This window comes from Pseudomonas sp. GW822-FHT03F08, from assembly GCF_058801265.1.
This window is the reverse complement of sequence record NZ_JBXANC010000010.1, coordinates 203,700-230,282: the sequence shown is the minus strand read 5'-3', so window position 1 is coordinate 230,282 and position 26,583 is coordinate 203,700. Positions and strand designations below refer to the sequence as shown.

The 26,583-nt window shown below is 62.0% G+C and carries 22 protein-coding genes; 8 read left to right on the top strand and 14 right to left on the bottom strand.

Features of this window, described 5'->3' with window-relative positions:
* Positions 1-29: 29 nt before the first annotated feature.
* The gene (gene uvrA / locus AC1RME_RS24450; RefSeq protein ID WP_096820724.1) at positions 30-2,864 is read right to left on the bottom strand and encodes an excinuclease ABC subunit UvrA; all 2,835 of its coding nucleotides are present in this window, start codon (positions 2,862-2,864) and stop codon (positions 30-32) included.
* A 191-nt stretch (positions 2,865-3,055) separates the two neighbouring features.
* Here uvrA and AC1RME_RS24445 point away from each other — a divergent pair, with 191 nt between their 5' ends.
* The 3 genes from AC1RME_RS24445 to AC1RME_RS24435 all read left to right on the top strand — a co-directional run bounded on the left by AC1RME_RS24445 (position 3,056) and on the right by AC1RME_RS24435 (position 6,452).
* Positions 3,056-4,453 (top strand): MFS transporter, encoded by a 1,398-nt coding sequence (locus AC1RME_RS24445; protein ID WP_457381299.1) that lies wholly within the window; start codon positions 3,056-3,058, stop codon positions 4,451-4,453.
* Positions 4,454-4,462: 9 nt separating this feature from the next.
* Positions 4,463-4,981: a single-stranded DNA-binding protein gene (locus tag AC1RME_RS24440; RefSeq protein WP_007966163.1), complete on the top strand. Its 519-nt coding sequence runs from the start codon at positions 4,463-4,465 to the stop codon at positions 4,979-4,981.
* A 265-nt stretch (positions 4,982-5,246) separates the two neighbouring features.
* Positions 5,247-6,452: an acyltransferase family protein gene (locus AC1RME_RS24435; RefSeq protein ID WP_096820727.1), complete on the top strand. Its 1,206-nt coding sequence runs from the start codon at positions 5,247-5,249 to the stop codon at positions 6,450-6,452.
* Positions 6,453-6,517: 65 nt separating this feature from the next.
* On the opposite strand, the gene AC1RME_RS24430 is transcribed toward AC1RME_RS24435, so the two are convergent.
* The 7 genes from AC1RME_RS24430 to AC1RME_RS24400 form a co-directional block, all read right to left on the bottom strand.
* The gene (locus AC1RME_RS24430) at positions 6,518-7,675 is read right to left on the bottom strand and encodes a glutathionylspermidine synthase family protein (protein ID WP_096820926.1); all 1,158 of its coding nucleotides are present in this window, start codon (positions 7,673-7,675) and stop codon (positions 6,518-6,520) included.
* Between the two features lie 2 nt (positions 7,676-7,677).
* Positions 7,678-8,367 carry a DUF1190 domain-containing protein gene (locus tag AC1RME_RS24425; RefSeq protein ID WP_493091876.1) on the bottom strand — a complete coding sequence of 230 codons (690 nt, stop codon included), beginning with the start codon at positions 8,365-8,367 and terminating at the stop codon, positions 7,678-7,680.
* A 17-nt stretch (positions 8,368-8,384) separates the two neighbouring features.
* Entirely contained in the window at positions 8,385-8,810 is a 426-nt protein-coding gene (locus AC1RME_RS24420) for a DUF350 domain-containing protein (protein ID WP_102620885.1), read from the bottom strand.
* 13 nt (positions 8,811-8,823) lie between these two features.
* Positions 8,824-9,459: a DUF2491 family protein gene (locus AC1RME_RS24415; protein WP_493091875.1), complete on the bottom strand. Its 636-nt coding sequence runs from the start codon at positions 9,457-9,459 to the stop codon at positions 8,824-8,826.
* A 123-nt stretch (positions 9,460-9,582) separates the two neighbouring features.
* Positions 9,583-10,281, bottom strand: coding sequence for a PspA/IM30 family protein (locus AC1RME_RS24410; protein ID WP_192559111.1), 699 nt, complete (start codon positions 10,279-10,281; stop codon positions 9,583-9,585).
* 17 nt (positions 10,282-10,298) lie between these two features.
* Positions 10,299-10,967, bottom strand: coding sequence for a YjfI family protein (locus AC1RME_RS24405; RefSeq protein ID WP_493091874.1), 669 nt, complete (start codon positions 10,965-10,967; stop codon positions 10,299-10,301).
* 154 nt (positions 10,968-11,121) lie between these two features.
* The gene (locus AC1RME_RS24400; protein WP_493091873.1) at positions 11,122-11,676 is read right to left on the bottom strand and encodes a cysteine hydrolase family protein; all 555 of its coding nucleotides are present in this window, start codon (positions 11,674-11,676) and stop codon (positions 11,122-11,124) included.
* Positions 11,677-11,777: 101 nt separating this feature from the next.
* On the opposite strand from AC1RME_RS24400, the gene AC1RME_RS24395 reads away from it, so the two are divergent.
* From AC1RME_RS24395 to AC1RME_RS24385, 3 genes are all read left to right on the top strand, one after another.
* On the top strand, positions 11,778-12,773 hold the full coding sequence (locus AC1RME_RS24395) for a GlxA family transcriptional regulator (RefSeq protein ID WP_096820733.1): 996 nt from the start codon (positions 11,778-11,780) through the stop codon (positions 12,771-12,773).
* A 178-nt stretch (positions 12,774-12,951) separates the two neighbouring features.
* A complete protein-coding gene (locus AC1RME_RS24390) occupies positions 12,952-14,061 on the top strand; it encodes a DUF3182 family protein (RefSeq protein ID WP_493091872.1) in 1,110 nt (369 codons plus the stop codon).
* Complete coding sequence (locus tag AC1RME_RS24385; protein WP_493072927.1) at positions 14,051-14,809, top strand: alpha/beta hydrolase family protein; 759 nt, start codon at positions 14,051-14,053, stop codon at positions 14,807-14,809. Before AC1RME_RS24390 ends, AC1RME_RS24385 begins: the two co-directional genes overlap by 11 nt.
* On the opposite strand, the gene AC1RME_RS24380 is transcribed toward AC1RME_RS24385, so the two are convergent.
* The 5 genes from AC1RME_RS24380 to AC1RME_RS24360 all read right to left on the bottom strand — a co-directional run bounded on the left by AC1RME_RS24380 (position 14,797) and on the right by AC1RME_RS24360 (position 23,701).
* Positions 14,797-15,798 (bottom strand): lysylphosphatidylglycerol synthase domain-containing protein, encoded by a 1,002-nt coding sequence (locus tag AC1RME_RS24380; protein WP_493091871.1) that lies wholly within the window; start codon positions 15,796-15,798, stop codon positions 14,797-14,799. The two genes, AC1RME_RS24385 and AC1RME_RS24380, sit on opposite strands and share 13 nt — an antisense overlap.
* The gene (gene clsB, locus AC1RME_RS24375; protein ID WP_493091870.1) at positions 15,795-17,081 is read right to left on the bottom strand and encodes a cardiolipin synthase ClsB; all 1,287 of its coding nucleotides are present in this window, start codon (positions 17,079-17,081) and stop codon (positions 15,795-15,797) included. The genes AC1RME_RS24380 and clsB overlap by 4 nt, the downstream gene beginning before the upstream one ends.
* Complete coding sequence (locus AC1RME_RS24370) at positions 17,078-17,875, bottom strand: endonuclease/exonuclease/phosphatase family protein (protein WP_102620877.1); 798 nt, start codon at positions 17,873-17,875, stop codon at positions 17,078-17,080. Before AC1RME_RS24370 ends, clsB begins: the two co-directional genes overlap by 4 nt.
* 186 nt (positions 17,876-18,061) lie before the next feature.
* Positions 18,062-19,273, bottom strand: coding sequence for an MFS transporter (locus tag AC1RME_RS24365; protein ID WP_493072931.1), 1,212 nt, complete (start codon positions 19,271-19,273; stop codon positions 18,062-18,064).
* Between the two features lie 132 nt (positions 19,274-19,405).
* Complete coding sequence (locus AC1RME_RS24360) at positions 19,406-23,701, bottom strand: DEAD/DEAH box helicase (RefSeq protein ID WP_493091868.1); 4,296 nt, start codon at positions 23,699-23,701, stop codon at positions 19,406-19,408.
* 178 nt (positions 23,702-23,879) lie between these two features.
* On the opposite strand from AC1RME_RS24360, the gene AC1RME_RS24355 reads away from it, so the two are divergent.
* Positions 23,880-24,764, top strand: a complete 885-nt coding sequence (locus AC1RME_RS24355) for a sugar nucleotide-binding protein (RefSeq protein ID WP_096820741.1) — start codon at positions 23,880-23,882, stop codon at positions 24,762-24,764.
* Entirely contained in the window at positions 24,757-25,686 is a 930-nt protein-coding gene (locus AC1RME_RS24350; protein WP_493091867.1) for an NAD-dependent epimerase/dehydratase family protein, read from the top strand. Before AC1RME_RS24355 ends, AC1RME_RS24350 begins: the two co-directional genes overlap by 8 nt.
* A gap of 190 nt (positions 25,687-25,876) precedes the next feature.
* On the opposite strand, the gene AC1RME_RS24345 is transcribed toward AC1RME_RS24350, so the two are convergent.
* Positions 25,877-26,575: an OmpW/AlkL family protein gene (locus tag AC1RME_RS24345; protein WP_007955593.1), complete on the bottom strand. Its 699-nt coding sequence runs from the start codon at positions 26,573-26,575 to the stop codon at positions 25,877-25,879.
* Between the last annotated feature and the right edge of the window lie 8 nt (positions 26,576-26,583).

Here is a 26,583-nt window from a genome sequence, read left to right as displayed (position 1 = left end):
AGTGACAGGGGCTTTTTCATGCCTGGCAATCAGGCTCGATCGCGGATCAGCAGCGGCTTGAGGTAATGGCCAGTGTGAGATTGCTTCATCTCGGCCACTTCCTCCGGTGTGCCGGTGGCGATGATCTGTCCACCTTTTGAACCCCCTTCGGGGCCTAGGTCCACCAGCCAGTCGGCCGTCTTGATCACGTCGAGGTTGTGCTCGATCACCACCACGGTGTTGCCGTGGTCACGCAGGCGATGCAGCACGTCGAGCAGTTGCTGGATGTCCGCGAAGTGCAGGCCTGTGGTCGGCTCATCGAGTATGTACAAGGTCTTGCCGGTATCGCGCTTCGACAGCTCGCGAGACAGCTTGACCCGCTGCGCTTCACCGCCGGACAGCGTGGTCGCCGACTGCCCGAGCTTGATGTACGACAGACCCACATCCATCAGTGTTTGCAGCTTGCGCGCGAGCGCCGGCACCGCGTCGAAGAACTCCCGCGCTTCCTCGATGGTCATCTCGAGGGTTTCGTGGATGCTCTTGCCCTTGTATTTGATCTCCAGGGTTTCGCGGTTGTAGCGTTTGCTCTTGCACACATCGCACGGCACATAGATGTCCGGCAGAAAGTGCATTTCCACCTTGATCAGGCCGTCGCCCTGGCAAGCCTCGCAGCGACCGCCCTTGACGTTGAAGGAGAAACGCCCCGGACCATAACCACGGGAGCGGGACTCGGGCACGCCGGCGAACAGTTCGCGAATCGGCGTGAACAGCCCGGTATAGGTCGCCGGGTTAGAGCGCGGTGTACGACCGATAGGGCTCTGGTCGATATCCACGACCTTGTCCAGATGCTCCAGGCCCTTGATGCTGTCGTGGGCTGCCGCTTCCAAAGTGGTTGCGCCATTGAGTGCCGTGGCGCTCAGCGGGAACAGTGTGTTGTTGATCAGCGTCGACTTGCCCGATCCGGAGACGCCAGTCACGCACGTCAGCAGGCCGATCGGGATCTCCAGGTCGACGTTGCGCAGATTGTTGCCGCGTGCGCCCTTGAGCGACAGCACCTGTTTCTTGTTGCGCGGCGTGCGCTTGGCCGGCACTTCGATCTTGACCCGGCCCGACAGGTATTTACCGGTCAGCGAGTCAGGGTGTGCCATGACTTCGGCCGGCGTGCCTTCGGCGACGATCTGCCCGCCATGAACGCCGGCGCCCGGGCCGATATCGACCACGTAATCTGCCAGTCGGATCGCGTCTTCGTCGTGCTCGACCACGATCACTGTGTTGCCGATGTCGCGCAGGTGCTTGAGGGTGCCGAGCAGACGATCGTTGTCGCGCTGGTGCAGGCCGATGGACGGTTCGTCGAGAATGTACAGGACACCGACCAGGCCGGCGCCGATCTGGCTGGCCAGACGGATCCGCTGGGCTTCGCCGCCGGACAATGTGTCGGCACTGCGATCCAGCGACAGGTAATCCAGCCCCACGTTGACCAGGAACTGCAGACGCTCGCGGATCTCCTTGAGGATCTTGTCGGCGATCTCACCGCGCCGGCCAGTCATCTTCAGCTCGCCGAAGTAGTCGCAGGCATCGCCGATCGGCAGGTTGGTCACCGCCGGCAAGGTTTTCTCGCCCACCCACACATGCCGAGCTTCGCGACGCAAACGGGTACCACGGCAGTCCGGGCAGGACTGGGTGCTGAGGAACTTCGCCAGTTCTTCACGCACGCTGGCCGATTCGGTTTCGCGGTAACGACGCTCCAGGTTCGGCACGATGCCTTCGAACGGGTGCGAGCGTTTGACGATGTCGCCCCGGTCATTGAGGTATTTGAAATCGACGTTCTGCGAGCCACTGCCGTGCAGGATGAACTTCTGCTGATCGGCCGGCAGTTCGTTGAACGGTTGCTCCAGGCTGAAGCCGTAATGCGCAGCCAGCGAGCCGAGCATCTGGAAGTAATAGACGTTGCGCCGGTCCCAGCCGCGAATCGCGCCCTCGGCCAGCGTGAGTTCGCCGTTGACCAGGCGCTTGATGTCGAAGAACTGCTTCACGCCCAGACCATCGCAGGTCGGGCAGGCGCCGGCCGGGTTGTTGAAGGAAAACAGCTTGGGTTCCAGCTCGCTGATCGCATGGCCGCAGATCGGGCAGGCGAAGCGCGCGGAGAAGATCATCTCTTCGCCCGGCTCATCGTCCATCGGTGCTACCAGGGCGATGCCGTCGGCCAGCTTCAACGCGGTCTCGAAGGATTCGGCCAGGCGCTGTTGCAGGTCGGCGCGCACCTTGAAGCGGTCGACCACGACTTCGATCGTGTGCTTCTTCTGCTTATCCAGTTTCGGCAGCTCGTCCAGCTCGCAGAGCCGACCGTTGACCCGGGCCCGGACGAAGCCCTGTGCACGCAGCTCTTCGAATACCGAAAGGTGCTCGCCCTTGCGCTCACGGATCACCGGGGCCAGCAGCATCAGTTTGCTGCCTTCCGGCTGAGCCAGCACCAGGTCGACCATCTGACTGACGGTCTGGGCTTCCAGCGGGATGTCGTGATCCGGGCAGCGCGGTGTGCCGACGCGTGCGTAGAGCAGACGCAGGTAGTCGTAGATTTCGGTGATGGTGCCGACCGTGGAGCGCGGGTTGTGCGAGGTCGACTTCTGTTCGATGGAGATCGCCGGCGACAGACCTTCGATGGTGTCGACGTCGGGTTTTTCCATCATCGACAGGAACTGCCGGGCATAGGCCGACAGGGATTCGACATAGCGGCGCTGACCTTCGGCGTACAGCGTGTCGAAGGCCAGGGACGACTTGCCGGATCCGGACAGGCCGGTGATGACGATCAGTTTGTCCCGTGGCAGGGTCAGGTCGATGTTCTTCAGGTTGTGGGTACGGGCCCCACGTATCAGGATCTTGTCCAAAGTGGCCTCGCTCGGCGGGCGTCGAAAACACAGGAGTATACGGCCAAATACTGGATGGATGCACACTATCAAATGAAGGGATTTCTGCCTTACATGAAGAGAGTTTCATCTGTACGTGGCAAAGCGTCGCGATATACCCCGTCTTTCGATGGGACTGGTAGAATCGCCGCCGGTTCACACGAGGTTTTTCCATGCACGATCCCCACAGCGAACGCATGAGTGGCAGCGAGACCCGCGCGGCGAGCGGTCTGGCCCTGGTGTTCGCCTTCCGTATGCTTGGCATGTTCATGGTGCTGCCGGTACTGGCGACCTATGGCATGGATCTGGCGGGAGCGACCCCGGCCCTCATCGGGCTGGCGATTGGCGCTTACGGCTTGACCCAGGCGATTTTCCAGATCCCGTTCGGGATCATTTCCGACCGCATAGGCCGTCGCCCGGTGATTTACCTGGGGCTGATCGTCTTCGCCCTCGGCAGTGTGCTGGCGGCCCAGGCCGACTCGATCTGGGGTGTGATTGCCGGCCGGGTCCTGCAGGGCGCCGGCGCTATTTCCGCGGCGGTCATGGCGTTGCTGTCCGATCTGACTCGCGAACAGCACCGCACCAAAGCGATGGCCATGATCGGCATGACCATCGGCCTGTCGTTCGCCGTGGCCATGGTGGTCGGTCCGCTGCTGACCCGCGCATTCGGTCTGTCCGGCCTGTTCCTCGCCACTGGCGGGATGGCACTGGTCGGCATCGTGATCGTGATGTTCATGGTGCCGAAGTCCACCGGGCCGCTGAGTCATCGTGAGTCCGGCGTGGCGCGTCAGGCGTTGATGCCGACGCTCAAACACCCGGACCTGCTGCGGCTGGACCTGGGCATTTTTGTGTTACATGCGATGTTGATGTCGAGCTTCGTCGCGCTGCCCCTGGCCCTGGTCGAAAAGGCCGGTCTGCCCAAGGAACAGCACTGGTGGGTCTACCTCACAGCCTTGCTGATCTCGTTCTTCGCCATGATCCCGTTCATCATCTACGGCGAGAAGAAACGCAAAATGAAACGAGTTTTGCTCGGCGCCGTGATGACGCTGATGCTCACTGAGCTATTCTTCTGGCAGTTCGGTGACAGCCTGCGGGCTCTGGTGATCGGGACGGTGGTGTTCTTCACCGCGTTCAATCTGCTGGAAGCTTCGCTGCCGTCGCTGATCAGCAAGGTTTCACCGGCAGGTGGCAAAGGCACGGCCATGGGCGTGTACTCCACCAGCCAGTTCCTCGGTTCTGCACTCGGTGGGATTCTCGGCGGCTGGATGTTCCAGCATGGCGGTCTGTCGGTTGTGTTCCTCGGATGTGCCGGGCTGGCTGCACTTTGGCTGGCCTTTGCTGTTACCATGCGCGAACCTCCCTACGTGACGAGCCTGCGCCTGCCGTTGTCGCCCGAAGCGATCCGCGAAGCGGGTCTGGTCGAGCGCCTCAAGGCCCTCGTAGGGGTAACTGATGCAGTCATAGTCGCTGATGAAGCGGCGATCTACATCAAACTGGACACCGAATTAATGGATCGCACCACTCTTGAGCGCCTGGTGAACAACCCGGCGCAGACTGCGTGCGAAGCCTAGGAGAACGTTATGGCCCGTGGGGTTAACAAAGTCATTCTGGTCGGTACTTGCGGCCAGGATCCCGAAGTACGCTACCTGCCCAACGGTAACGCCGTGACCAACCTGAGTCTGGCGACCAGCGAGCAGTGGACCGACAAGCAGACCGGTCAGAAGGTCGAGAAGACCGAGTGGCACCGTGTATCGATGTTCGGCAAGGTTGCCGAAATCGCCGGCGAATACCTGCGCAAGGGTTCGCAGGTGTACATCGAAGGCAAGCTGCAGACCCGTGAGTGGGAAAAAGACGGTATCAAGCGTTACACCACCGAAATCGTGGTCGACATGCAAGGCACCATGCAACTGCTGGGCGGCCGTCCACAACAGGGCGACCAACAAGGCGGTGGCAACAACTATCAGCAGCAGGCTCCACGCCAACAGGCTCCGCGTCCGCAGCAGTCGGCACCTCAGCAGCGTCCGGCCCCGGCTCCACAGCAGGCCGCACCGCAACCGGCTCCGGATTTCGACAGCTTCGATGACGATATCCCGTTCTGATTGAAGCGCCCGAACCCCTTCCGGTTTGCATTCGAAGCCCCCGCATTGCGGGGGCTTCGTCGTTTCTGGCGTCGTAAACATCTTTTGGATGATCGTGAACTGACTGATCGGTCCCGGCAGTCAGGGCAATAAAGTTTCGCGTAGAGTCTTGAAGGCCGCGGCAAGCCAATCCATGATCGGTCCGGCGCTTTCGAGCCCGTCCATTTTGCAAGAGCGGGCTCCCCGGCGTCGGGTGTCAGTTCCACCACAAGAACAAGAGAAAACAATGAGCAGTAGCAAGAACAAGGAAATCGAGTACCTGCGCGGCGTGGCTATCCTGATGACGGTGTTTGCTCACAGCTCGCTGTTACTGCCGTTCCATGCCGAGTTCATGGAAAAGCTGTTCAACGTCTATTCCCCTTGGTCGGGGGTGGATCTGTTTTTCTGTATTTCAGGTTTTGTCGTCAGCAAGGCCTATCTCGACTATTTCGACAAGAACCGCGAGCAAAACCGGTTCGGCCTCGCCGCCACTTCATTCTGGATTCGTCGCGCCTATCGTCTGCTGCCTACGGCGTGGCTGTGGGTACTGATCCCGTTGGCGTTTTCGATCTTTTTCAACCAGTCGAATGCCTTCCAGTCGTGGTTCGAGAATCTGCGCAGCTTCACCGCCGTCGCGACGTTCACGGGGAATCTGGCGAACCAGTACGGTGTACTGCTGGGGCCGAACTCGGTGTACTGGAGCCTGGCGCTGGAGGAGCAGTTTTACTTCATTTTCCCGCTGTTCCTGCTGCTGATCACCTCCACGCGCTGGCGGGTGATTACCCTGATCGCGCTGATTGCCGTGCAGTTCCCCTTCAATCGCTATGCGTTTGGCGGGCCATTGGCCGGCATGCTGTTCTCGTTCCGTCTGGATGCGATGATGTGGGGCATTTTGCTGTGCCTGTTCACGCGCACATCGCTGTACAAGGACATTGAACCCACGGCATTGGGGGCCAGCTTGTTCAAGCGGCTGGCGCTCACGCTGTTCCTGCTTTACATGCTCGGTGCCATTGCCGGTCAGATGGTCGCCATGCCGATCGCGGTGGGGCTGATCGCAATCAATGCGTTGATTCTCGTCTGGCTTTCCAGCTACCAGAAGGGCTACATCTACTGCCCGGCGATTTTGAGTGGGCTCGGGCAATGGCTGGGGTCGCGCTCGTATGCCTTGTACGTTGTGCATATGTTCGCCTACCACCTGAGCACCGAGATCTGGAGCCGGGTGGCCAGCGAACGGGGTGTCGCGTTGGGTGCGGAGTTCACCGTGCCGATGTTGCTGACCTCGTTTGCAATCATGCTGGTGTGCAGCGAGTTGAACTATCGTTTTGTCGAAACCCCATTGCGTCGTCGCGGTGCGGAAATCGCACGCCGGAGAATGGTCGGGGTCAGCACCGTCGAGCCGGTCAAGGAAAAGCGAGCGTCCGAGGTGCCGGTGCGTACGACCGAATTGTCGTAACCGATGCCGGAAACGAAAAACCCGTAGCGCGCAAACGCTACGGGTTTTTTATTGCCAGCCTCGAATCAGTCAAGAATCAGATGCGGTAAAAACCGGCTTGAATCCTTGGTGATCAGACTGTTGTCTTCGCGCACGCCTATTCCTGCGGCCTGATCACCAATCACCCAGGAGCCGATCAGCGTGTAGCTGTCATCGAACTTGGGCAGCGGCGCAAATTCCTGCAGGATGAAGGGCGCGTCCGTGTAGGGGCCGTCCTCTTTGACGACCAGACCGTCGGCGGTTTGCAGCTCGATGTTGGCGCCTTCCCGGGAAAAGTACGGTTTGCGTACCCAGCCCTTGGGCACCGCGCTGCCCGGATTCGGGTCGAGATGCGCCGCCAGCAGGTTCGGATGGCCCTTGTGCAGCTCCCAGAGCAGGGGCAGGGCGCCCTTGTTGGAGAGAATGGATTTCCAGGCCGGTTCGAAAAACTGCGTGTCGCATTCGGCGATGGCTGCGCCGAATGGCTCATGGAAAATGAACTCCCAGGCGTGCAGCTTGAACAGGTGCGGGATCCAGCGATCTTCAAGATCGACAAAACGTCCCTCGGGAGTCAGGCCGATGTCTTCGATATCGATGTGCCGTGATTCGATGCCGACCTTTTCCGCGATCAGTCGCAGGTAGTCCGTGGTGCCCTTGTCCTCGACCGAGCCTTTCATCGAGGCAAAGTAGAACGGGCGCTTGAGCTTCAGCTGGGCAAAGGCTTCGTGCAGGCGGGTGTCGATGCTGTTGAACTGGTCGGCATGGCGCGGCAGCATTCCGCGCTCGATGCATTGCTCCAGCCAGCCCCACTGGAACGCCGCTGCTTCGTACAGGCTGGTGGGCGTGTCGTAGTTGAGCTCCAGCAACTTTGCCGGGCCGTTGCCGCTGTAGGAGAAGTCCATGCGTCCGTACAGATGCGGATGACCTTCCAGCCAGGATGTTCGGATCATGTCGTAGTACGACGCTGGGATGCTCAGGCGATCGAGCAACTCTTCGCTGTGCACCACCCGGTCGACCAGGTCCATGCACATCTCGTGCAGTTCGGTAGTCGGATCCTCGAGATCGTTTTCGATCTGCGCGAGCGTGAACTGGTAGTACGCGCGTTCGTCCCAATAGGGTTCGTCGTCGATGGTGTGAAACAGGAAGCCGAGGCTTTCGGCGGTCTGTTTCCAGTCGGGGCGCTCAGCGCAATGGATCTTCTTCATGATCAGCTGCTCGAACTGCCCCAGCCGCCCCAACCGCTGCGTGCACTGGACTGGCTGCCGAAACCGCCACGGGAAGTCGAAGACGCCACGTTGACCGATTTGCTTCGGGAGCTGGTGTAGTCCGAATCGTTTCGAGTCGTCGGAGCCGATTCGATCCGGCGGTTCAGCGTCGAAGTGTCGTACGTCTGGCGAGTGTCACGATCGCGATAGACCGTCCGCGTGTCGCTTGCGCGATTGTTGCTCATGGCATTGCCGATCAGCCATCCGCTGAGCCAGCCGTTACCACCGCCACTGGAACCATGGGAAGTGCTCTGTGTGGTCTGGGCAGGTGCCGGGTCACCCGCTGGCATCTGCGCATTGGCGATCGCATCGAGGTTCTGCGCCGGCTCAACGTTCTGCGGCACCTTGAAGCCACCCAGCTTCGGTACAAAGCGGCCGTCGGAATTTTTCTGACACCAGCCGGCGGCGAAGTCTGCGTCGCACTGCGCTTTATCGTCATAGGCCGGGGCGATGCGCCGGTGTTCGGTCAGGGCCGCGACGTAGGCGTTCGAGCAGGCATCGGCGGCCACTTCGGCGTCAACGCACTGTTCCACGCTCTGGAAGTTGCGTTGTTCCTGGGCGGCCACTTCGCCGGAAATCGCCAGCGCCACGGAGGCCGCCAGGGACAGTTGAACGTACTTGCTTCGTTTCATCTCAGGCTTCCTGCCGATCAGTAGGACGGTGTCATGCACGCGGCGTTGAGCATGCCGACGCTGATCGCCACCGCCGCGACGTAGATGCCGGCGGCGATTTCACCATTGGCGATGCGTTGGGACGTGCCTTTGAGCACCAGGCCGGTCGCCAGGAATGCCAGCAATTGCACCGCAGCGGCGATCACCGCCCAGAGCACGAAATCGAGGACGTTGATCGAGTGGGCGATGATGTTGCTCGCCGGAATCGCGAAACCGATGATCGCACCCGACAGGGCGATGGCGGCAGCGTTGTTGCCGCCGCGAATCAGTTCGAATTCCTTGTGCGGCGTGATGCGGGTGTAGACGAACTGAAACAGCATGAACAGCAGCACGGCGCCGATCAGGTAGGCGGCGAAACCGACCAGCGCGGCCTTGTTCAGGGAAACGGACAGCACTTCCAGCATGGGGAACTTCCTTTTAAATGGTGCTCAGATCGGTGGTGTACAGCGAGATGCCCAGCGATGTGCTCAGGCTGACGGTGCCTTCTTCGTCCTGTTCGACGGAGAACAGCAGCAGCTCTCGACGGTCGGTCAGGCCGGTTTCCCGGGCGTACAGCATCGAATGGTGTTCGATGGTGTAGGACTCGTCGGGATTGATCACTTGTTCGGTGAGCGGGACCAGTTCGGTCTGGCCGCGTTCGGTGCCCCATTCACGGGTGAAGGACACGCCGTCATGGGTGTAGGCCGGCAGGCCGATCAGGCTGTTCGGGCCCGCCAGGCGCTGCAGCTCGGCGTCACTGTTGACCGTGACGTAGCTGAGGTAATTGAACAGTGTCACCGATTCGATCTGATCGTCGCCGGTGACATGCACCTGCAGCCAGAAATCTTCGTTGTTCAGGTAATAGCGATGCAGCTTGTTCGACTGGCCGAGGTCGATCCAGCCGGCGCTCCAGATGGCCTGGGCATCGGGAACCCGTACCGAGGTGCTGCCATCGAGCAGCAGGCCGAGCGTCGTATCGAACCGGATCCCCTTGCCCTGCGCCAGGCCAAGCGGGCCGCCGACAGCTTCAGGTGTTGGAGCCGGGGTCCCCAGCAAGTTCTTTAACCATCCCATGGGTACATTCCTTGAAGCGGGTGGAGGCGTTCGTTGGCAAAACGCCGCTAGTGTACCGGCCTCGTGACAAACGAGCAGGCGAAAAAGAAGGGCACCCGGTGCCCTTCTTTTCTCTGGCTGCCCTTACTGGGCCGACTTCTGCTTCAGTCGCTCGAGGATCGCGTTGGCGCTGCCCTCGTTCGGCGTGATGCCGGCGTCGCGCAGTTTGCGTTCCAGGTCGTTGCCGGTCGTGGCATCGGCCAGTTCGTCCTGAGCGTTCAGCTCGGCGGCGCGTTGCTTTTGCTTCTCTTGCAGACGGTTCAGGGTGCCGACTGCGGTTTCCAGCTTGCCGTTGGCGCCGCCGCTGGCGATGGAGGCGCTGACCTGTGCTTTCTGCACGCTTTCACGGGCCTTGGCCATGTCCACTTGCTGACGCAGGCTCTTGATCCGCGCTTCGGCCTTGTTGATGTCCTTGCGCATGTTGTCGGCGTAGGTGCCGAACTCGTCGCTCTGGGCCTTCTCGGTGGTCAGGTCGTTGGTCAGGGTCGAAATCGCCTCGGCCACTTCCATCGCCAGGTCTTCACGGCCGGCGTTCAGGGCAGAGACTGCCTTGGCTTCCAGATCCTTGATCTTGGCGTCGTACTCGCTCACGCGGTCGGCGGACAGCTTGTGCTTGGCCATGATGGTGACCAGTTCGCGACGGGCGTTGGACAGGGCGCTGTCGGCGTCACGGATTTCCTGATCGAGGATGCGCAGGGCCTGTTGATCGACGATCGCTTCGCCGACTTCATTGGCGCCGCCGCGCAGCGCGGTGAACAACTTGTTCCAGATGGACTGAGTCATTGGACTTTCCCTGTTGATTACTTGAAGAAATGTTCGAAGGCTTCGCTGGCGCGCTGCACGTTATCGACCAGGGTTTTCACCTCGGTGACCACGTTGGTCAGGCTCGAATCTGCACTCAGCGCGCCGAACATGTTGTAGACAGTCTGGCCGTTGGGCATGGTCTCGATGCCGATCGACGACAGCGGGAACATTTCCCGGCTGCGCAGGACCGCATCGTTGAAGGTGCGCACGTCGGTGATCGAATCGATGTCCACCAGCACGGTGTCGACGATGATCTGCTGACCCGCGATGGCGATGTGAATCGGCAGGCCGCCGAATTCGTTCATTTCCAGCTTGAGGCTGGGTTCGGCGCTCTGGATCAGGGACAGGGTGATTTCTTGCGAAGCCACTTCGTCCAGTGCCTTGAAAGCGTTGTAGAGGCTATCGATGTTCCAGTTGTTGCCTGCGCTCATGTAATTCTCCGACATGAAAGAGCCAGCCAGAATCGGTTGGCGTAGCTGTTGCTCCATTTGCTTGAGCAAGCTTCGGTTCTCCGGAAGCACCCAAGTTTCGTGTTTCACATAACCGGCGGCCGCCAGGCCCGCACGCATCTGCTTCATATAGAAACTCGATGGTTTTTTCGCGGACGTTGTCGAGCGTACTCCCTTCGGGCTCTCCGATTTTGTTGCTGGGGAGTTGCTTTTCATGGCGATGACTCTGTTATGAATAACTCACGCGTGAGCCACACTACAACCAATTCAAAGTGCCATCAATGGCTCACGCGTGAGATTTTTTCAGCGCACGAAAAAAGGCCCGCAACATGGCGGGCCTGTGTCTATTGCGAAGGTTCGCGGACGAGGATTAACGGCTGGCGGCGAGGAATTCGTCTGCCGAGACCACGCTGGCGTAGGCAAAACCCAGCGATGACATGAATGCCGCGTGTACGTAGGCCGCCGGCACGGTCAGGCCATTGAATTCCAGATCGCGGGTGGCGCAGGCATCGTGGATCACCGTGACGGTGTAACCCAGATCCGCCGCCGCACGGGTGACGCCATCGATGCACATGTGGCTCATGCTGCCGACCACCACCAGTTCCTTGATGTCTTGCTCATCAAGGATCGATTGCAGTTCGGTTTCGCGGAACGAGTTGACGAAGTGCTTGAGCACCACCGGTTCGTCGGCGCGGTTGAGGACTTTCGGATGCAGTTTGGCGCCTTCGGAGCCGGGGGTGAAAAACGGTGCTTCGGGGGAGGTGAATTCGTGGCGGATATGCACCACCGAATCACCGGCCTCACGAAACGCCGCGATCAGCCGGGCGGCGTTGTCCGCGGCGGCGTCGACACCGGCCAGCGGCCACTTGCCTTGGGGGAAGTAGTCGTTCTGGATATCGACTACGATGAGTGCTTGCCTGGCCATGGGTGTGTCCTCGAAGTGTTTGTTGGGTGTGGAATCAGTATCGGCGCCAGCTACGTCTTCGAGGATTGGCCGCACCGACAATAGACAGGGGAAAACTGACAATGGGTGTTGAAAGGGCCGTTGCCGAATTGGGCGTGCTGATTTATCCCGGTGCGCAACTGGCGGCGGTGCATGGTTTGACCGACCTGTTCGGCGTGGCCGACCGGATCGCGGTCGAGCATCAGGCCGCGCAATTGCCAAGGCTGCGGGTGAGTCACTGGCAGGTCGAAAACGAACAGGCTCCGGTCAGGGTTTACGACAGTCATCCTGCAGCCGAAACAGGCTTGCTGGCGGTGCTGATCCCACCTTCGATCGCCGGGTTCAGTGCAGAGCAGACATCGCCGGGATTGCTGCAATGGCTGCGCGATCAGCATGCCCGTGGCGCGACGCTGGGCGGAGTCTGCGTGGGCTCGTGGCTGCTGGCCGAAAGCGGCCTGCTCGACGGTCGCAGCGCCACCACTCACTGGACCTCGGCCAAGGCGTTTGCCGAGCGTTATCCAGACATCAAGCTCAAGGCCGACACACCGATTGTCGATGACGGCGACCTGATCACCACCGCCGGGCTGATGGCCTGGTCGGAGCTGGGGCTGCGACTGGTCGATCGTCTGCTCGGGCCGAGCATCGCCAGCGCCACTGCGCGGTTCCTGGTGATGGAACACAGCGACAGCGCCAGTGCCTGCGGCAGCAATTTCGCGCCGATCCTCAGCCATGGCGATGCGTCGATTCTCAAGGTCCAGCACTGGCTGCAAAGCACCGGTGCGACTGACGTTTCGCTGGCCTCGATGGCTGAGCGCTCGGGGCTGGAGGAGCGCACATTCCTGCGTCGTTTCCGTGCCGCGACCGGCCTGAAACCCACCGAGTACTGTCAGCACCTGCGGGTCGGCAAGGCACGGGAAATGCTCGAGTTCACCAACAGCACCATCGACCATATCGCGTGGACGGTGGGTTATCAGGATCCGGGTGCATTTCGCGCCATCTTCAAGAAAATCACCGGGCTGGCGCCGAGCGATTATCGGGCGCGGTTTGGCGTGACACCGCCGACGGCGCTGGCGAGATAGCGTCTGACGTTCGTGCAAAATGCCGGGGCCATTGCGGCAGTCGTGCAGATTGAAACGGGCGGGGTGCCAGTACGAAAAGGCTAATTCACTGATTTGCGTGGGGTTTCGCGCAGCAGCCGTTTGGCCTGATCTCTGCACCCTCTGACCTACATTCATCGAGCCGCAGGAAGGGGGACGCATGACCCCGACACCTCGCAACAAAATAGTGGTCGCCCATTCCGTACGCCCCGACGCACCTCAACACGAAGTGCAGACCAACAAGGCGCTGGCCCGCTGGCTGGCGCAGATTCTCGGGCTGACATTCGGTGGCAGTTACGACGCGCAAAAGCATCGTGGTCGCGACCTGTATCTGCTGCCGACCCAAACCATCGTCGGCGCTGCCAAGGCCCATGAGCTGGGTATCAAAGGCCCGGACGATCTGTGGGGCGGTTTCGTCGAGCACGATTTCATCTGCACCAAAGCCATCAGCCACGGTTTGCGCAGTCATCTGGCCCGCGCGCCGCAAGGCTGGTCGCCGCAGTTCTCCGAACGCACGCGCAATGTCGTGCTCGACGGGCTCAGCGTGTTTGCCCTGGAGGATGCACGACCCGCCGCCGAACATCTGCTGTACAGCGGACCGATCCGCCTCAAGCCGATTCATGCGTGCGCCGGTCGCGGACAGGAAGTGATCAAGAGCCTCGACGCTTTCGACGAGATCCTCACTCGCCCGGACATTGCAAAACAGTTCAGCGAAGGCGTGGTGCTGGAGCAGGACTTGAGCCAGGTAGTTACCCACAGCGTCGGTCAGTCATTCATCGGCGACCGGGTGCTCAGTTACTGCGGTGATCAATACTTGACCGAGGATGCCCACGGCGAAGACGTGTACGGCGGCTCGAACCTGCTGGTGGTGCAGGGCGGCTACGAGGAACTGCTGAAACTGGATCTGCCGGACGATGTGCGGCTGGCCATCGAACAGGCGCAGGTGTTCGACCGCGCGGCGGATGAAGCCTATCCACGGTTCTACGCTTCGCGACGCAACTATGACATCGCTCAAGGTCTGGACAGCAACGGCCAACGGCGCAGCGGCGTACTCGAACAATCCTGGCGCATGGGCGGCGCGAGCAGTGCCGAAGTGGCGGCGTTGCAGAGTTTCGTCAACGATCCGTCGATGTGCGCGATCCGCGTGTCGTCGGTGGAAACCTACATCGACCAGGCCCTGCCAGCGGATGCTATCGAGGTCTATCGCGGCCCTGCCGAGAACAGCGACTTTCTCCTCAAATACGTGACGGTCAAATCCTATGACGGCTAGAAGCGAAAGCATTCAGATCGACATTGATGACGAGCAGATGAGCGGGACCTTCCTCAGCCCCAAATCGAAAGTCCCCGGTGTGTTGTTCGTGCACGGTTGGGGCGGTAGCCAGGAGCGAGATCTGGAACGGGCCAAAGGCATCGCCGGCCTGGGCTGCGTGTGCCTGACTTTCGACTTGCGCGGGCACACCGGCGGCACCGGTATTCCGCTGAGCCGGGTCACCCGTGAAGACAACCTGCGCGACTTGCTGGCGGCCTACGACCGGCTGCTCGCGCACCCGGCGCTGGACACCTCGGCCATCGCGGTGGTCGGCACCAGCTACGGCGGTTATCTCGCTTCGATCCTCACCTCATTGCGCCCGGTGCGCTGGCTGGCGCTGCGGGTGCCGGCGCTGTATCGCGATGAGCAATGGCACACACCCAAACGCGAATTGGACAAGGCTGACCTGCGCGATTATCGCGGTACGCTGGTGCGCGCCGACAGCAATCGGGCGCTGCATGCCTGCTCGCAATTCACCGGCGACGTGCTGCTGGTGCAATCGGAAACCGATGACTACGTGCCCCACGCGACGATCATGAGTTATCGCGCCGCGTGCCAGCAGACCCACTCGCTGACTCACCGCATCATCGACGGCGCCGACCATGCCCTGAGCGATCCAACTTCTCAGCAGGCCTACACCTCGATCCTGGTCGACTGGATCACCGAAATGGTGGTGGGCGAACGGTTGAGCATCATTCAGTCGCGCTGATCAGATTTGGGTTTCTTCTCGATCCGCAATGCCTTGGCCTTGGCTTCCACCACCAGGTACATCAGCACGGTAATCACCAGCGGCAGCAGGAAATAGATCGCCCGATAGGCCAGCAAGCCTGCCACCAGACTGCCGCGCGAAGCCTCGTGTTGCAGCAGCGCCACGAACACCGCTTCGAGTACGCCGAGCCCGGCCGGAATGTGAGTGATGACCCCGGCAATCGCGCTGATCAGCAGCACCCCGAGCACCAGTGGGTAGTCGAGTTTGTCCGGCAGCAAGGTGAAAATCACCGCCGCCATCAACGACCAGTTCAGCGCGCCGAGCAACAGTTGCAGGACGGCCATGCGCAGCGACGGCAGGTTGATTTCCACCCCGCGAATCGACCACTCGCGCCGCCGGGAAAACTGGCAGGCGACCAGGTAACCGGCACTCAGCAACAGCAGCAAAACGCCGATGCCCTGCAACGCATTGCTGCTGACTTTCCAGCCCGGCGGCATGCGCACCAGACCGCTGCTGAACACCGCGCCGGCGATGGTCATGTAGCCGAACCAGTTGGTGGCCAGGCTCAGCCCGAGGATCTTGGCGATGTTGCTTTTGCTCACGCCGAGTCGCGAATACAGCCGATAACGCATGGCGATCCCGCCGACCCACGCGCTCAGGTTGAGGTTGAACGCGTAACTGATGATGCCCACCGGTAGGATCTGTTTCCAGGTCAGCTCCTGGCGAATGTAAGTGCGGCCGATCAGGTCGAAACTGGCGTACACCAGAAAACTCAGCAGCGTCAGGCTGGAAGCGATGATCAGCGTGCGCACCTTGAAGTCGGCGAGGGTTTGCAGCACCTCGGCCCATTCGATGCGGCTGGCGAACATCGTCAGCAGGACGATCAGCGCGAGGAAAAAAAGGAGCGTCAGCGGACGCTTCCAGCGGCTCCAGCGAGATGTGGCAGCGGGTTTCAAATGTGTGGCGGCGGGAGCATCGGAGCGGCTCATGACGGATCGCTCCCGGCAGTGTGAATGAAGGGCTTCAGCCGAGGCTTGTGCGCTGGCAACCAACCGGCCATGGCCGGGAAATGACGCAGGAAGTGAAACACCAGAAACCCCACGGTCATGTGCCAGAGGCGCCCGCGCGGAGCCTGATCAACGTCCATCGCTTTGCAGTGGTTTTGGCTGAGATCTTCCAGGCGGCGAAACAGCTCCTGATTGAAGACCCGGTCACGGATCAGCACGTTTGCTTCCAGGTTCAACGAGAGACTAAGCGGATCGAGATTGCTCGACCCCACGGTGCTCCATTCCTCATCCACCAGCGCGACTTTGCCGTGCAGCGGACGCTCGCAATATTCGTGGATCTGCACCCCGGCCTTGAGCAGGTAGTCATAGGTCATGCGCGCCGCAAGTTTGGCCACCAGCATGTCCGGCTGGCCCTGCAGGATCAGCCGCACATCGACGCCGCGCCGGGCCGCGTTACGAATCTCGCGCAGCAAGCGGTAACCGGGAAAGAAATACGCGTTGGCGATCACTACCCGACGCCGGGCGCGGCGCAACACCTGCAAATAAACGTCTTCGATATCGGTGTGGTGCTGGTCGTTGTCGCGAAATACCAATCGCACCTGACCGTCATGTTCGGTGAACGCCATCTCCGCCCGCCGCTGGCGTCGACGCTGCCACCAGAACCGCGCCCGGCCGGGACGACCGCTTTGCAGCAGGGCGAAGTGATGGATGTCGGCCACCGCCGGGCCCTGAACTTGCACCGCGTAATCCTGCTTCGCCTCGGGGCCGAAATCCGCCAGGTGATCGCCGGAAAAATTGATCCCGCCGATGAATGCAATCAGCCCGTCGACCACCACGATCTTGCGGTGCAGGCGCCGGAACCAGTTGGTGCGAAAACCCAGGCGTTTGGGCGCAGGGTCGAAGATTTGCAGGTGCACACCGGCCTCGCTCAACGCGGTGAGGTAGCCGGTGCTCAGTTCGCCACAGCCGAAGCCGTCGAGACTGACGGTGGTGCGCACGCCACGCCGGGCGGCGTCGATCAGAATCTGCTGCAACTCGTTGCCGACCTTGTCTTCGAAAACGATGAAGGTCTCCAGCAGGATTTCACTCTTCGCTGCGCGCATGGCGTCGAAGACTCGCGGGAAATAATCCTCGCCGTTTTCCAGCAGTTCGACGCGGTTGTTGCCCTGCCAGCCATAGTCGACATCGACTTGGCCGGGCTCGCGGATCGGTGGGGTGATGGTGATCGGTTCCACGGCGGATTTTTCCAGCGGCGCGCTGCTCATAGTTCGATCTCCACTGACAGCGGCACGTGATCGGAAAGATGTGACCAGGGTCGGTTGGCGAGCACCTTCGGCTGGCTGGTCTTGAGGTTGCGCACGTAGATCCGGTCCAGCCGCAACGCCGGCCAACGCGCCGGAAAACTGCGCGCCGGTTTGCCCTGATGTTCGGCAAACACTTCACGCAGACCGCAAGGTTCCAGCAGCGCATCGGCGCGCTGGCGCCAGTCGTTGAAGTCGCCGGCGACGATCACCGGTGCATCGTCGGGCAGGTCGGCGAGGCGTTTTCGCAGCAGTTTCAGCTGTGCGTTGCGATGACTTTCACGCAGGCCCAGGTGCACGCAGATCGCGTGCAATTCGCGAGCGTCTCCCGGCAGGCGCAGCACGCAATGCAACAGGCCACGGTTTTCATGACCGCTGATGGAAACGTCGAGGTTGTCGTGGCGCACGATCTGGAATTTCGACAGCAGAGCGTTTCCGTGATCGCCCTCCGGATACACCGCGTTGCGCCCGTAGGCGAACTGCGGCCACAGGCTGTCGGCGAGGAACTCGTATTGCGGCATCGTCGGCCAATTGTTGTAGCGCTTGGGATGGTGTTCATGGGTGCCGTGGACTTCCTGCAGGAACACCACGTCGGCGGACACGCTGCGGACCGCTTCGCGCAGTTCCGGGAGAATGAAGCGGCGGTTCAGCGCGGTGAAGCCCTTGTGGGTGTTGACCGTCAGTACCGTGAAACGACGCACCGTGGTGATGACGGTGGCGTGTTCATCGGTGACGCCGACCGGCTCGGGAATGCTCATGACGGCATGCCCGCAGGGGGGTGGCGCTGGTCGCGCCAAGGGGCAGGGCGCCCCTTTGAGTCATCGATGCGAATCGCCGCCATGCCGTCCTCCCGTCGAAAGTCCTCGTACCGCCTCTGTCTATTGGTGACTGCGGGCGGTTCGAGAAAGTTTCGGCGGGACTACGGACGGTCGGTATTCGCCGGATCAGTGGCCGGTAATGACGCGAGCAGAGCCTTCAGCGGGTTCGGCATACATCGGGCCCAGCCGGTCGAGGCGACCGCTCAAGGCTGTCAGGGCCAATGCCACCAGCACCACCAGCCCGCCGATCCACGCGGTGTGGATCAGGCCGATGTGCTCGACAATCAGCCCGCCACCCCAGGCACCGCCGGCGATCCCGAGGTTGAACGCCGCAATGTTCAGCCCTGAAGCCACATCGACTGCCTGCGGCGTGTGATGTTCAGCCTGACGCACCACGTACACCTGCAAACCCGGCACGTTGCCGAAGGCGACCGCGCCCCAGACCAGCACGGTGGCCAGTGCCAGCCACGGGTTGCCGGCGGTGAAAGTGAGCACGAACAGCACGGCGGCGAGCAGGGCGAAGATGATTTTCAGGGCGCTGATCGGCCCGCGCTTGTCAGCCAGTTTGCCGCCCCAGATATTGCCGACGGCGACCGATACGCCGTACACCAGCAGCACCAGGCTGACCGTGCCGGCGCTGAAGCCCGAGATGTCCTGAAGAATCGGCGCCAGGTAGGTGAAGGCAATGAACGAGCCGCCGTAACCGATGGCGGTCATGGCGTAGACCAGCAGCAGGCGCGGCTGTTTGAGCACCTGCAACTGTTGCAGCAACGAAGCCGGCTTGCTGTGGGCGATGTTTTTCGGCACATACAGCAAGCTGCCGATGAACGCGATGACGCCCAGCGCCGACACGGCGAGGAAGGTTTCACGCCAGCCGAAATGCTGACCGATGAACGTGCCCAGCGGCACGCCGGTGACCAATGCCACGGTCAGGCCGGTGAACATGATTGCAATCGCGCTGGCGGCCTTTTCCTTGGGCACCAGGCTGGTGGCAATGGTCGAGCCGATGGAGAAGAACACGCCGTGGGCAAGGCCGGTGACGATCCGCGCCAGCACCAACGATTCATAACTCGGTGCCAGCCAGGCCAGCAGGTTGCCGAGGGTAAACAGCACCATCAGCGACAGCAGCAACAGTTTGCGCGGGACTTTGCCGGTGAGCGCGGTCAGCACCGGCGCACCGATGGCCACGCCGAGGGCGTAGAGACTGACCAGCAGACCGGCGGACGGCAGACTGACGCCAAGATCGGCGCCGATGGTAGGAAGCAGGCCAACGATGACGAACTCGGTCGTCCCGATGGCAAATGCGCTGAGCGTCAGCGCGAGCAAGGCAATGGGCATGACAGCACTCCGGTTGAGGATTGAATGGAGCGCAGTGTCGGGGTTTGGCGAGGGAGGAAAAATACAGGGATGGGCATTTGATATTTGACCTGGGAGCAAAGATCAAACGCTGCCCTCAAGGCGTTCTTGAGCTCAATGCCGAATCAGTTTGTTGCGCACCTGTTCCATGGAGACCTGATCCAGCTCCGGCCAGAACTGCTGCTTGCCGGCAATCTCGGCCGCCACCGGCAACCCGTCGCGATACACCAGCCGGTTGCTCGTCAGCGCCGGCACTTTCGCGCCCGGCAACAAAGTGCCGGCGAGGTTCAGCGGATCGACCCCGCACACCGCGATCAGGCTGCCGTCATGGGGGCGACGGCGCACTTCGCGCAGCAGCGGAATCGCCTCGGGCAGGGCGAATTGTTCACCGGCCAGGCCACTGACAAACCGCCCGCCGCGAATCTCGCCCCGGGCCTCCAGCCGGTGAAAGGTGCGCAGGAGTTCGCGCCAACTCGGCAGCCAATCGGCTTCGCGTTCCAGCAGGCGCCAGAACACCACGCCGTAACGGCGCAACAAGGTCATGGCGATGTGTTCAAGCGTCTCGGGCGGCGCTGTCTGGCTGCTTTCCGCAACTGACCCACGACGTAAAAGCGCCCAGCGCCCGGCATCGTCCATGCCACCCACGAACGCCCCGCGCCCGCGTCGACTGCTTCGCTGCTGGCGCTTGCTCGCCGGGGTGATCAGTGCCCGCAGGCCGGCAAAACTGTCGGCGTTCACCAGGCCAGCGCCGACCAGTTCCTGCAAGGCGATTTCCAGTTCGGTGCGCAGCAGGTGCGCTTCATGAATCAGCTCATCGAAAAACAGCGCCCCGTGCTGACTGAGGGCCTCGAAGACTTTCTGCGTTTTAGGCGACAGTTCACTGATCGGCGTCTGCTCGGCCAGTGCGCTCCACAACCCGACCTGACTGCGCGGCAACAGCACCACGGGCGTACTGCGCAGCGCCGTGCCGCTGGTTTTTTGCCGGGCGCTGAGGCGTGTCCACACCAGTTTTCCGCTGCGGCACAAATCATCCAGCCAACTCGGTGAATAGTCCTTGAGCCGCGCCGGAAGAATGTTGCTGTCCCACGCCGAGGCGGCAGCCGGATAGCCTTCGAACTGACCGACAATCGCCGGCAACACGGCGCTGCCCTGACCCCGGGTGGACGGGGAGACATGCTGCCAGTCGAACAGGAAACGCATGAAATCCTGCAACGCCACCGGTTCGATTTCCCGGCGCAGGCGCTTGACGGTGTAGCGGTGAATTCGCGCCAGCAGATGCCGTTCGCACCATTCTTCAGTCTTCAGCCCCGGCGTGAATTGACCGCGCAGTACATAGCCTTCGCGTTCCAGTCGGGCGAGGGCTTGATGGACGTGAGCGGGCGGCAATGACAGCGGTTGCGCGATGGTCTCCAGTGGCAGCGGGCCGAATGCACTCAGTCGTGCGCGGATGACTTCCACCAAGGCATCGTCGGCGGTCCAGACTTCGTCAAAACCGGGCAGGGCTTGCAGTACTGAAGATGCCTGTGAATAAAGCGCTTGCAGACAGGTCAGGCGTTCTCGCGCCAACCAGAGCGAATGCTCGGGATCGATTTGCAGTTGGCAGGCTCGACCCGTGTCGGCCAACGCATTCAGCCAATCGCGCCAATGCAGGTTGGCCTCGACTTCGCGGTCGCTGATGCAGGCCAGGCTCATCAGCGCTTCGTGCATTTCATCGGGGCTGTTCGGCGTTGGCCAGGCTTCTTCACGTACGGCGGTGATCGCGTCGGCGTCCAGCGCACCGAGGTCATCGGTGGATTGTGGATCGCTCCAGCGGCGGTTGAGCACAGCCTGGGTGCGACGCTCTTCCAGCGGCGCGTCGTCGAGAAAGGTGTAGGGGCGTGCGCTGAGGATTTCCGCCGCCAGCGGCGAGGGCGCCGGCAGATCGCGGGCGATCAGGCGCACTTCGCCGCGTTCCATCCGTCGCAGGAGATCGAGCCAGCCCTCGCTGTCCATCGCTTCGTGCAGGCAATCGTCGAGGGTCTGTTCCACCAGCGGATGCTCGGGGATTTCTCGTTCGCCGGCGAGATTTTCCAGGCAGGCGATCTGATCGGGAAACACGCTGGCGATCAGGTCTTCGCTTTTCATTCGCTGCAACTGCGGCGGGACTTTTCGCCCGCCGACAAAGCGCGGCAGGGCCAGCGCCACCCCGGCGTTCCAGCGCCAGCGTACGCCGAACAACGGCGCATCCAGCACCGCTTGAATCAGGATGTGCTCGGCGCTGTTGCTGTGCAGATAACGCCAGACTTCGTCGAGTTCGAAACTGTGGCTGGTGGACAGCGACAGCACGATGGCGTCTTCGCTGGCGGCGGCCTGCAATTCGAAATTGAAGGTGCGGCAGAAGCGCTTGCGCAGTGCCAGGCCCCAGGCGCGGTTGATACGACTGCCGAACGGCGAATGGATGATCAGTTGGGTGCCGCCGGATTCGTCGAAAAACCGCTCCATCAGCAGCGTGTCCTGGGACGGCAGGGCGCCGAGGGAGAGGCGGGCTCGGGCCAGATAATCCACAAGCTGTTCGGCGCTGGCCAGGTCCAGTCCCAGGGTTGCGGTCAGCCAGTCGAGGGCCGGTTGCAGGTCGCCGGGGCTGGCGCTCAGCAGTTGATCGAGCTGTGCCTGCAGGCGGGCCACGGCCATCGACAATTCGGCGCTGCGACCGGGCGCTTCGCCGAGCCAGAACGGAATGGTCGGCGGTTGGCCCTGGGCATCCTCGACCCGCACCTTGCCGGTTTCCACCCGCAGGATTCGGTAGGAGGTGTTGCCGAGCTGGAACACATCGCCGGCAATGCTTTCCACGGCGAAGTCTTCGTTGACGCTGCCGATGTTCAGGCCCTGGGGTTCCAGCAGCACGCTGTAGTCGGCGTTGTCGGGGATGGTGCCGCCGCTGGTCACGGCCGTCAGCCGCGCACCGCGTCGTCCGCGCAAGGTTCGGCTCACGGCATCGCGGTGCAGGTAGGCGCTGCGGATGCCCTGACGGCCGTTGTAGCCCTCGGCGAGCATGGTCAGCAGCGCCTGATAATGCTTTTCGTCGAGGTCGGCGTAGGGTTCCGCGTGACGAAGCAGTGCGAGCAACGCGTCCTCGGCCCACTCCTGGCAACTGACCTCGGCGATGATCTGTTGCGCCAGCACATCCAGCGGCGCTTCGGGGATGTGCAGGGTGTCGAGTTCGCCCCGGCGCACGCAGTCGAGCAGCGCGACGCATTCGATCAAGTCATCGCGGGTGGTGGCGAACAGGCGCCCCTTGGGCGTGCCGCCAACCTGGTGTCCGGAACGGCCGACCCGTTGCAGAAAACCGGCAATCGAGCGCGGCGAAGCGATCTGGCACACAAGGTCGACTTCACCGATGTCGATCCCCAGTTCCAGCGATGCAGTGGCGATCAGCACTTGCAACTCGCCACGCTTGAGTCGCTGTTCGGCGTCGAGACGAAACTCCTTGGCCAGACTGCCGTGGTGCGCGGCCACCGCGTGTTTGCCGAGGCGTTCGCTCAGGTGCCGACTCAGGCGTTCGGCGAGGCGCCGGGTGTTGACGAAAATCAGCGTGGTGCGGTGTTCGCGGGCGAGCGTGGCGAGGCGGTCGTAGACCAGCTCCCAGACATCATTGGCCATGACCGCCGACAACGGCACCGGCGGCACTTCGATGCCCAGATCCCGTGGGCGCGCGTGGCCGATGTCGATGATTTCGCACGGGCGCTCATGGCCGACCAGAAACCGTGCGACCGCATCGATCGGTTTTTGCGTGGCCGACAGCCCGATGCGGGTCAGTGGTTCGACGCACAGCGCCTGCAAGCGTTCTAGGCTCAGGGCCAGGTGGCTGCCACGTTTGCTGGCGGCAATGGCGTGGATTTCATCGACGATCACCGTGCGCGTGGTGCCGAGCATTTTGCGCCCGGACTCGGAACCTAGCAGCACATAGAGCGATTCCGGGGTGGTCACCAGAATGTGCGGCGCACTTTTGCGCATGGCGGCGCGGTCTTTTTGCGGGGTGTCACCGGTGCGTACGGCGGTGGTGATTTCCAGTGCCGGCAGGTCCATTTGACGTAACTGGTCGGTTATCCCGGCCAGCGGATTTTGCAGGTTGATGCGGATGTCGTTGGACAACGCCTTGAGCGGCGAAACGTAGACCACCAGCGTCTCGTCCGGCAGACCGTCCGGGGTTTCCAGGCCACGGTGGACCAGATCGTCGAGCACCGCGAGAAATGCGGTGAGGGTCTTGCCGGAGCCGGTGGGCGCGGCGATCAGCGTCGAGCGACGCTGGCGGATCAACGGCCATGCGCGGGCCTGGGCGGCGGTGACCGTCGCGAATGTGTGGCTGAACCAGGCGCTGACAGCGGGGTGGAAGCCTGCCAGGGCCGCGTCCTTGGGGAGGGGCAGATTCATGGCTTCAGTTATGCGGGTGAGCGGGCGAAGTTGCAAGTACCGCTGGGGATCTACACTTTACGGGTGACGGTTGCGCACTAAACCCGCAAAATGCAACGATTCCGGCAATTATCGACGACGGTGCCACGCGCATCGTCGCTAAAGCCATCGTTCCAATCAGACTGGGCCTGCTGACTCTATGCGAATGCGCCTTATGTTACTGGGCGGCGGAAATGCCCTTGGGCAGGCGCTGATTCGCCTCGGTGCGGAGGAAGACATCGGTTTCCTCGCCCCCCGCCCGCCCGAAGACGGCTGGGATGCCGCGAGCCTGACACAACTGCTCGACGACACCCGTCCCGATGCATTGATCAACCTCGCCTACTATTTCGACTGGTTCCAGGCCGAGACCGTCAGCGAAAGCCGTCTGTCGGGTCAGGAACGCGCTATCGAGCGTCTGGCCGAACTGTGCCAGCACCACAACATCGTGCTGGTGCAGCCGTCCAGCTACCGGGTATTCGACGGTTCCCGTGCCACCGCCTACAGCGAAAAGGACGAGCCCGTGCCGTTGGGCCTGCGCGGTCAGGCGCTGTGGCGGATCGAGCAGAGCGTACGCGCCACTTGCCCGCAGCACGTGTTGCTGCGCTTTGGCTGGCTGCTCGATGACAGCCCGGAAGGCACCCTCGGGCGATTCCTGGCCCGTGCCGAACAGCCGGAAGAATTGCTGCTGGCTGACGACCGTCGCGGCAATCCGACCCCGGTCGACGATGCGGCCCGGGTGATCATTTCGGTGCTCAAACAACTCGATTGCGCCGCGCCGCTGTGGGGCACTTACCACTACGCCGGCCACGAGGCGACCACACCGCTGGCGCTGGGGCAGGCGATTCTCACCGAGGCTCGCAGCCTGCATCCGCTGGCGATCGAAGAACCGACCGCCCAGGCCCACGCCGCGCGTGAGGATGCCGCTGAAGAGCCGCAACACGCGGTGCTGGCCTGCAAGAAAATTCTGCACACTTTCGGGATCAAGCCGCGCGCCTGGCGTGCCGCACTCCCGGGCTTACTGGATAGGTTTTATCGCCATGGCTGACGGCCCTGTTTTAATCACCGGCGGCGCCGGTTTCATCGGTTCGCACCTGACTGACGCGTTGCTCGCCAACGGCCACTCGGTACGGATCCTCGATGACTTGTCGACCGGCAAACGCAGCAACCTGCCGCTGGACAATCCCAAGGTCGAGCTGATCGTCGGCGACGTCGCCGATGCCGCGCTGGTCGCCCAGGCGATGCTGGGTTGCAGCGCAGTCGCGCACCTGGCCGCCGTGGCTTCGGTTCAGGCGTCGGTGGATGATCCGGTGAAGACTCACCAGAGCAATTTCATCGGCACGCTCAACGTCTGCGAAGCGATGCGCGAGGCCGGCGTGAAGCGCGTGCTGTTCGCCTCCAGCGCCGCGGTCTACGGCAACAATGGCGAGGGCGAGTCGATCAACGAAGACACGCCGAAAGCGCCATTGACGCCGTATGCATCGGACAAACTGGCCGGTGAGCACTACTTCGATTTCTACCGCCGCCAGCACGGTCTGGAGCCGGTGATCTTCCGCTTCTTCAATATTTTCGGCCCGCGTCAGGATCCGTCCTCGCCGTACTCCGGCGTGATCAGCATCTTCAGCGAACGCGCGCAGAAAGGCTTGCCGATCACCGTGTTCGGCGATGGCGAGCAGACCCGGGATTTCATGTACGTCGAAGATCTGGTCGACGTGCTGGTGCAGGCCCTGGAAAAACCTGAAGCACAAGTCGGCGCGGTGAACGTCGGCTGGAATCAGGCGACCAATCTCAAGCAGATGCTGGCTGCGCTGGAAGCGGTGGTCGGCGAGTTGCCGCCGGTCAGCTATGGCCCGGCGCGCTCCGGTGACATCCGTCATTCGCGGGCGAACAACGCTCGGTTGCTCGATCGATTCAAGTGCCCGACGCCAACGCCGATGAGCGTCGGCCTGGCACGTTTGCTCGGCCGCTGAGCTTCTCGCAGACATGAAAAAGGCGCCTTTTGACAGGCGCCTTTTTCACGGCCGGAAATCGGATTTCAAACACATTTCCTGTAGCGAGGGAGCTTGCTCCCCGGTCGATTGCGTAACATCGCCGTCAGTTCTGAGTCTGCCCGCCACCAAGCCTCATTCACCACCACGTGAACGTTCTTTGATTGCTCGCTTAGAACTTGTAGCCCAGACCGACCATGTACACAAATGGATCGACGTCGACGTTCACTTTTGCGCGAGTGCCTGGAGCCACGGCGTTGTTTTCGACGGTGGCGCGGGTGTCGATGTCGATGTAGCGCACCTGGGCGTTGAGCATGATGTTGTCGGTCAGCATGTAGTCAGCGCCGACCTGCCAGGCCAGGCCCCAGGAGTTTTTCGCCTTGAAGTTGCTGAAGCCGTTGGACTGGGCTTCGCTGCCGACGTGTTCGTCGTAGATCCAGGTGTAGTTGATGCCGCCGCCGATGTACGGCTGGAAGGCCGACTTCGCGTCCAGCGGGTAGTAGACGACGCTCAGGGTCGGCGGCAGGTGTTTCAGGGTGCCGAGCTTGCCGTTGGCCGCTGGCAGTGCAGTGCCCTTGAGCTTCACGTCATGCTCGAACGGGGATGCGGCCAACAGCTCGATACCGATGTTGTTGGTCAGCATGTAGGCGAAGTTCAGACCCAGTTGGGTGTCGCTGCTCATGGTCGCCTTGCCGCCCAGGTTGGTGCCGCTCAGCGGACCCTGATCGACCTTGACGCTGGAGCTGTCGGCCTTCGGGTTGACGGTGATCGCACCGGCACGAACGATGATGTCGCCGGCTTCATGGGCGTGGGCGAGCGGGGCTGCGAGCGCGAGGGCAAACAGCGAAGCGCTGAGCAAGGACTTGTTCATGGAAGCTC